General features: G+C 31.4%; 8 protein-coding genes. 5 read left to right on the forward strand and 3 right to left on the reverse strand.

Features of this window, described 5'->3' with window-relative positions:
• Positions 1-33: 33 nt before the first annotated feature.
• The 3 genes from trpD to EM932_RS16565 all read right to left on the reverse strand — a co-directional run bounded on the left by trpD (position 34) and on the right by EM932_RS16565 (position 3339).
• Positions 34-1023, reverse strand: coding sequence for an anthranilate phosphoribosyltransferase (gene trpD / locus EM932_RS16555; RefSeq protein ID WP_135878318.1), 990 nt, complete (start codon positions 1021-1023; stop codon positions 34-36).
• Between the two features lie 110 nt (positions 1024-1133).
• Complete coding sequence (locus EM932_RS16560; protein WP_170179829.1) at positions 1134-1700, reverse strand: anthranilate synthase component II; 567 nt, start codon at positions 1698-1700, stop codon at positions 1134-1136.
• 235 nt (positions 1701-1935) lie between these two features.
• Positions 1936-3339, reverse strand: a complete 1404-nt coding sequence (locus EM932_RS16565) for an anthranilate synthase component I family protein (protein ID WP_135878319.1) — start codon at positions 3337-3339, stop codon at positions 1936-1938.
• A 282-nt stretch (positions 3340-3621) separates the two neighbouring features.
• Between EM932_RS16565 and EM932_RS16570 the strand changes: the two genes are divergently transcribed.
• From EM932_RS16570 to EM932_RS16590, 5 genes are all read left to right on the forward strand, one after another.
• Complete coding sequence (locus EM932_RS16570; RefSeq protein ID WP_135878320.1) at positions 3622-4164, forward strand: TlpA disulfide reductase family protein; 543 nt, start codon at positions 3622-3624, stop codon at positions 4162-4164.
• 17 nt (positions 4165-4181) lie between these two features.
• Complete coding sequence (locus tag EM932_RS16575; protein ID WP_135878321.1) at positions 4182-4805, forward strand: thioredoxin family protein; 624 nt, start codon at positions 4182-4184, stop codon at positions 4803-4805.
• A 163-nt stretch (positions 4806-4968) separates the two neighbouring features.
• Positions 4969-5286: a rhodanese-like domain-containing protein gene (locus EM932_RS16580; RefSeq protein ID WP_135878322.1), complete on the forward strand. Its 318-nt coding sequence runs from the start codon at positions 4969-4971 to the stop codon at positions 5284-5286.
• 8 nt (positions 5287-5294) lie between these two features.
• A complete protein-coding gene (locus tag EM932_RS16585; RefSeq protein WP_135878323.1) occupies positions 5295-5693 on the forward strand; it encodes a rhodanese-like domain-containing protein in 399 nt (132 codons plus the stop codon).
• A gap of 194 nt (positions 5694-5887) precedes the next feature.
• Positions 5888-6157, forward strand: coding sequence for a hypothetical protein (locus EM932_RS16590; RefSeq protein ID WP_135878324.1), 270 nt, complete (start codon positions 5888-5890; stop codon positions 6155-6157).
• Positions 6158-6548: the final 391 nt, after the last annotated feature.

The raw sequence follows: 6548 nt of genomic DNA on the forward strand, positions 1-6548 counted from the left end.
AACTGCTTACTGCTTGTATATTGCAAACTATTTTCAACTCATTTCTATTAATGTATCTAAACTTGCTTTCGCTTTTCCAGAAAGTAACGATTCTTTTGCTTGCTCGAATCCTTCCTTGTGACTAATTTGTTTTGTGGTTGCTATAGCTAAACCAGCATTGGCACAGACTACATTATTTTGAGGTTCGGTACCTTTTCCTTGAATCACATTCATAAATATTTTAGCAGCATCTTCTACCGTATTTCCTCCAAAAATAGATTCTTGAGAAATAGCTGAAATTCCTAAATCTTCTGGAGAAAACATAGTTTCAGAATTATTAGAGATAACTTTTGTGTTTCCAGTAAGAGAAATCTCATCATAACCATCTAAAGCATGAACAATACTATAATTTTTATCTGTATTTTGATATAAATAACCGTATAACCGTAAGAGTTCTAAATTGAAAACCCCTACCATTTGGTTTTTAGGAAAAGAAGGATTTACCATTGGTCCCAACATGTTAAAAAATGTTTTTACACCTAATTCACGACGAATAGGTGCTACATTTTTCATTGCAGGATGGAATAAAGGTGCATGTAAAACACAAATACCAGCTTTGTCTATTGTTCGTTTTAAGAAATCTTCATCATTAGAAAATTTAATACCTAAATACTCCATGACGTTTGAAGATCCACAAGCAGAAGATACCCCATAGTTACCATGTTTGGCTACTTTTATGCCAGCTCCAGCTGATACGAAAGAAGATAGGGTAGAGATATTAAAGGTGTCTTTTCCGTCTCCACCAGTTCCACATAGATCAATAGCATTAAAATCTTTTAAGTCTATGGCAATACATAGTTCTAAAAGAGCATCTCTAAAACCGCGTAATTCTTCCAGTGTAATGCTGCGCATCATAAAAACCGTAAGAAAAGAAGCAATCTGATTTTGGTTATACATACCATTAGATATGTTTACCAATACTTGTTTTGCCTCTTCACTTGAGATGCTTTCGTGATTTATAAGTCTGTTTAATAATTGTTTCATAAGCCCTTTGTCTCTTTGCGACATCTCTCTAAAAAGGAGAGAATTGTTTTAATTTATACGTATGTTTTTCGTTTGAGTAAGTTCTACCTACTGCTACTGTCAACTGAAAACTAACTATTAAGCCAATTTTCTAATATTTTTTTACCATTTGGTGTTAATACCGATTCTGGATGATATTGTACGCCTTTTACATCGTAAACTTTATGGCGTAGAGACATGACTTGTCCGTTTTCATCAAATGAAGTGGCTTCCAAACTATCAGGTAAATCAGGATTCACAACCCAAGAATGATACCTGCCAACTTCTATGTCTTTTTCTAAACCTTTAAAGATAGGTTCGTCATCGACACTAATGGTTACATTTGTTGAAACACCATGATAAACATCGTCTAAATTAATGAGTGATCCACCAAATACTTCACCAATAGCTTGTTGCCCTAAACAAACTCCTAAAATACTTTTAGTAGGAGCAAACCTTTCAATAATAGGTTTCAATAAACCCGCTTCATCTGGAATGCCAGGTCCTGGTGATAATACGATCTTATCGAATGGTTCTACATCATCTAAAACCAATTTATCATTTCTAACAACAGTGACATCACAATTTAAGTCTTCTAAATAGTGAACTAAATTATATGTAAAACTGTCGTAATTGTCTATAACTAATACTTTTATCATCTTTTTTGTCATTCCTATGCAAGCAGGAATCTATTTTCTAGTTTAACTTTTTTCTTTGTTCATGTCAAAATAAGGAAATTGCTAAAGCCCCATTTGTTTTCGGAATTTCAAGATTGATTTATATTTAGAGTTTCCATTTATATTTTTTAATTTACTTCTAGCTTCTAGCTTCTAGCTTCTAGCTTCTAGCTTCTAGCTTCTAGCTTCTAGCTTCTAGCTTCTAGCTTCTAGCTTATCATATTTCTTCAGCCAATTCAATAGCTTTTGTTAATGCTCCTAATTTATTGTACACTTCTTGTAATTCGTTTTCTGAATTAGATTTTGAAACTAATCCTGCTCCCGCTTGCCAATGTAGTTTATGGTTTTTGCTTAAAAAGGTTCTAATCATAATGGCATGATTAAAATTGCCTTCAAAGTCCATAAAACCAATAGCTCCGCCGTAAAAAGAACGACTCGTTTTTTCGTATTGTTCAATAAGCTGCATGGCTCTGTGCTTAGGTGCACCACTTAAAGTACCTGCAGGAAATGTATCTGCAACCACTTGCATAGTCGATGTGTCTTTGTGTTTTTGACCCGTAACTTTGCTTACTAAATGAATAACGTGTGAGAAAAACTGAACCTCACGATACGTGTCAACTGTAACATGGCTTCCATGTCTACTTAAATCATTTCTAGCTAAATCTACAAGCATAACATGTTCGGCATTTTCTTTATCGTCTTTTACCAGTTTTTTAGCTAATTCGGCATCTTGAGAATCATTTCCTGTACGCTTAAATGTTCCTGCAATGGGGTGAATCTCAGCTTTACCTTCGCTTACAATAAGTTGGGCTTCTGGCGAACTCCCAAAAATCTTAAAGTTTCCGTAATCAAAATAAAACAGGTAAGGCGAAGGGTTTATACTTCGTAAAGCACGGTATACATTAAACTCGTCACCTTTAAATTCCTGTGCAAAGCTTTTTGATAAAACCAATTGAAATACATCACCACGGGCACAGTGCTTTTTTGCTAATTCCACATGTGTTTTATACTCATCATCTGTTAAATCAGATGTGATATTTCCTTTTGAATGAAAATCATATGATGCAAAGTTTTTGACCTTGATTAGGTGGTCTATCTCATCAATATTGCTTTCAGTATCATGACAATGTGCAAAAATATAGGCCTCATTCTTATGATGATTTATAGCAATAATATTTTGATAAACAGCATAATAGACATCAGGAATATGTATTGAATTATCTTTTTTCGAAATGTCAACATCTTCAAAATAACGAACAGCATCATAAGCTATGTAACCAAAAATACCATTGTTTATAAATTTAAACTCAGTATCCGAATTAACATCAAATCGTTTTGTGAATTGATGGATTTCTTCTGAAACATCAATACTGTCAGTTATCGTTTTCTCTAATGAACTTCCGTCGGGAAACGTTTGATTAATCATTTCATTTTCAACCTTAATAGAAGCTATTGGATTAAAGCAGATATAAGAAAAACTATTATCGTTTGCGTGGTAATCGCTACTTTCAAGCAAAATACTATTAGGATATTTATCTCTAATTTTTAAGTAGATACTTACTGGTGTAATAGTATCTGCTAGAATTTTTTTGTAATGCGTGTATAAATTATATGTTGTCATTATGCTGAATTTATTTCAGTAATTTTTTAATTAAAAAAAGGCTTGTCGTGAATGACAAGCCTTTTATGATATTTTGAGTTTTAAATATACTAGGTTTCCTTCACGAACGTAAGTTTCTGAAGCTCCACCACCAAGTATTGTTTAAAATTGTATTCATTTTTATTTTTTGTTGGTTCAAATATAGAAATGAAAATATAAATACACAATAGTTTAAAACATTTTTTATATAAAAGTTTGTTAAACTATAATATAGACACTGAAGTATTAATTAAATTTAAGGCTATGAAATTAAAACTATTAATTATTGCAATATTGATAATAACAAGTTGCAAGCACAAGAATAAAACGGCCGAAAGCTCAGATATTGCTAAGAAAGAAGCCAGTAGTGATACTAATTTAAGTGATTTTGAATTAGAAGTTTACGATTATAATGGTTTTGAAAAATTTTTGAATAAGAAAAATGATAAGATATATGTTATTAACTTTTGGGCCACTTGGTGTGCCCCTTGTGTAAAAGAATTACCATATTTTGAAAAACTAAATTCGCAATATCGTAATAAAAATGTTGAAGTTATTTTAGTAAGTTTAGATTTTCCACATTTATATGAATCTAAATTAAAACCATTTATTAAAGAAAGAAAATTGGAATCTAAAGTGATTGCTTTAGATGATCCAGATATGGACACGTGGATCCCAAAAGTAAGTAAAGATTGGTCGGGTGCCATACCTGCAACAATTATATACAGAAATGATGATCGCAAATTTTTTGAAGTATCATTTACTTATAAGGAATTAGAAACAGAAGTTAAATATTTTTTAAATTAATTATAAACTTTAAATAGATGAAAAAAGTAATTCAAATAATTTCAGTTACACTCGTTGTACTTTTTGTTAGTGCATTTGTAGTGAATGAAACCAGCATTCCAGGGAATGGGTACAAAATAGGTGATACAGCTGAAGATTTTTCACTTAAAAATGTAGATGGTAATATGGTATCATTATCAGATTACAAAGACGCTAAAGGTTTTATTGTAACATTTACTTGCAATACATGCCCGTATGCTGTTATGTATGAAGATAGGCTTATTGCTTTAAACAATAAATATGCTTCAAAAGGATATCCAGTCATTGCCATTATGCCAAATAATACGGATGTAAAACCGGGGGACAATCTGGAAGCTATGAAAGCTCGTGCAAAGAGCAAGGGGTTTACTTTTCCATATTTAATTGATGAGGGGCAAAAAGTTTACCCTAAGTATGGAGCTACTAAAACACCTCATGTATTTTTATTGCAAAAAACAGATGGCGGTAACGTTGTAAAATACATTGGAGCGATAGATGATAATTATAAAGATGCCTCGGCAGTAAAGACAAAATATGTGGAGAACGCAGTTGATGCGCTTTTAGAAGGAAAGGAAGTTAAACAGACAGAAACCAAAGCTATAGGTTGTTCTATTAAAGTCTAGAATATACTAATGATTGTTTTTTTAGAAGTTATCACCCTTGTTAAAATGATAATTTAGACATAACTAAATATTAACAGAAATCTGAAGTGTAATACTTCGGATTTTTTTTCGTCTATAATTTTAGATGTACTAATTTTGCATGCATAATTTATATTAAACAAAAATGGAAGATTTAACACAAGAAGAATGGGCATCACAACTTGCTGATGACGATAACGCAATTATATTAGATGTTAGAACGGATGCTGAAGTTGCTGATGGAATTATACCTAATGCCATTCATATAGATATATACAAAGGGCAAGAGTTTATTTCAGAAATTGAAGATTTAGATAAAAGTAAGAATTATTACGTGTATTGTCGTTCTGGTAATAGAAGTGGTCAAGCTTGTAACATCATGGAAGAATTAGGTTTTGAAAATGCTTATAATCTTGAAGGTGGTATTTTAGAATGGACAGGTGATTTGGTTGATTTAGATTGATTGTTTAAATGAAGCGGTTATTAATATTTTTATGTACCTTATTTGGTGTATATGTGACTAGTTGTAAACAGTCATCGTCTAAAGGCATAATAAAGGTGGTTTCTCCAAAAGTAGTGCGAGCACTTTTAGCTGAAAATACCGTACAACTTGTAGATGTTAGAACCCCAAAAGAATTTAATGAGGGGCATATAGAAGGGGCAAAAAATATAGATTTCTTTTCGGACACTTTTGATTCGGAGATCAAAAAATTTGATAAGACCAAATCTATCATTTTGTATTGTAAATCTGGATATCGCAGTGCAAAAAGTAGTAAAAAATTACGTCATGCTGGTTTTACAGAAATTTACGATTTAGAAGGCGGAATTACCAAGTGGAAGAAAAAAGGCTTTGAAGTCAAATTTAAGTAAGGACTATTGAATTTATAATAATACATATTCTGTTTTTTTAATCAATTAGCTCATTCAACTACTTTTTGAGTATTTCACCTTTTTTCTTTTTAAATGAGAAATGATTTTTTCTATCTTTATATAAAAGTTCACTGTTTTAACAGCTAAACGGCTTCTTTTTAAGCTTTTAACTTCTAAATATTTATTTAAAAAAGATGGAAAACGGTTACGTAATATTAAGCATAATTGCACTGCTATTCTTAAGTATGTATGGTTACTCATATTTGTCGGTAGCTATGGAAAAAATGAAGCTTAAAAAAGAAAAGAAAAGAGAGGCTCAGAAAGAAGAATTAAGACGTCAACAGCGTATTAAAAACCAAGAGGCCAGAGATGAGAAATTTCGTAAATTCAATAAACGAAAGGAAGAAATTAAGCATGAACTTATGTTGTTAGAGAAAATGAAAGAGAAGCAAAAAGCTGTTTAATAAAAAAATACCAACCCTATCTAAATAGAGTAACAAAAAGCCCTTTTGAATTCATATTCAAAAGGGCTTTTTTAATTAACTAACTTAGTTCAAACTTAAATTTAACGTATTCTAAGATTTTAACGTAACTCGATTTAACTTAAATTATTCAACTTCATTTTAAAGTTCTGATTGTTAGGTTTATAAAATATTTTGTATTTAAAAACACCCTCCTTAATCCTCCCTAGAGGGAGGAATCTCACTCGGTAAAATTGTCCCCTTGATGGGCGATTTCCTATAAAGTGGCAATTTCATTTCTTCCTTGAATTATTTTACAGATAAGCAGGTTGAACAAATCCTTTCCCTTATTGTTGAACTTGAAAGCGATTTCATCTAAATAGCCCTGTAAATG

It is taken from the genome of Flavivirga rizhaonensis, from assembly GCF_004791695.1.
GTDB lineage: Bacteria > Bacteroidota > Bacteroidia > Flavobacteriales > Flavobacteriaceae > Flavivirga > Flavivirga rizhaonensis.

Bases quoted from the DNA above. Each gene is read 5' to 3' on its own strand.
- EM932_RS16560 (WP_170179829.1), bottom strand. From the start codon at position 1,700: ATGATAAAAGTATTAGTTATAGACAATTACGACAGTTTTACATATAAT.
- EM932_RS16565 (WP_135878319.1), bottom strand. From the start codon at position 3,339: ATGACAACATATAATTTATACACGCATTACAAAAAAATTCTAGCAGAT.
- EM932_RS16570 (WP_135878320.1), top strand. From the start codon at position 3,622: ATGAAATTAAAACTATTAATTATTGCAATATTGATAATAACAAGTTGC.
- EM932_RS16575 (WP_135878321.1), top strand. From the start codon at position 4,182: ATGAAAAAAGTAATTCAAATAATTTCAGTTACACTCGTTGTACTTTTT.
- EM932_RS16585 (WP_135878323.1), top strand. From the start codon at position 5,295: ATGAAGCGGTTATTAATATTTTTATGTACCTTATTTGGTGTATATGTG.
- trpD (WP_135878318.1), bottom strand. From the start codon at position 1,023: ATGAAACAATTATTAAACAGACTTATAAATCACGAAAGCATCTCAAGT.
- EM932_RS16590 (WP_135878324.1), top strand. From the start codon at position 5,888: ATGGAAAACGGTTACGTAATATTAAGCATAATTGCACTGCTATTCTTA.
- EM932_RS16580 (WP_135878322.1), top strand. From the start codon at position 4,969: ATGGAAGATTTAACACAAGAAGAATGGGCATCACAACTTGCTGATGAC.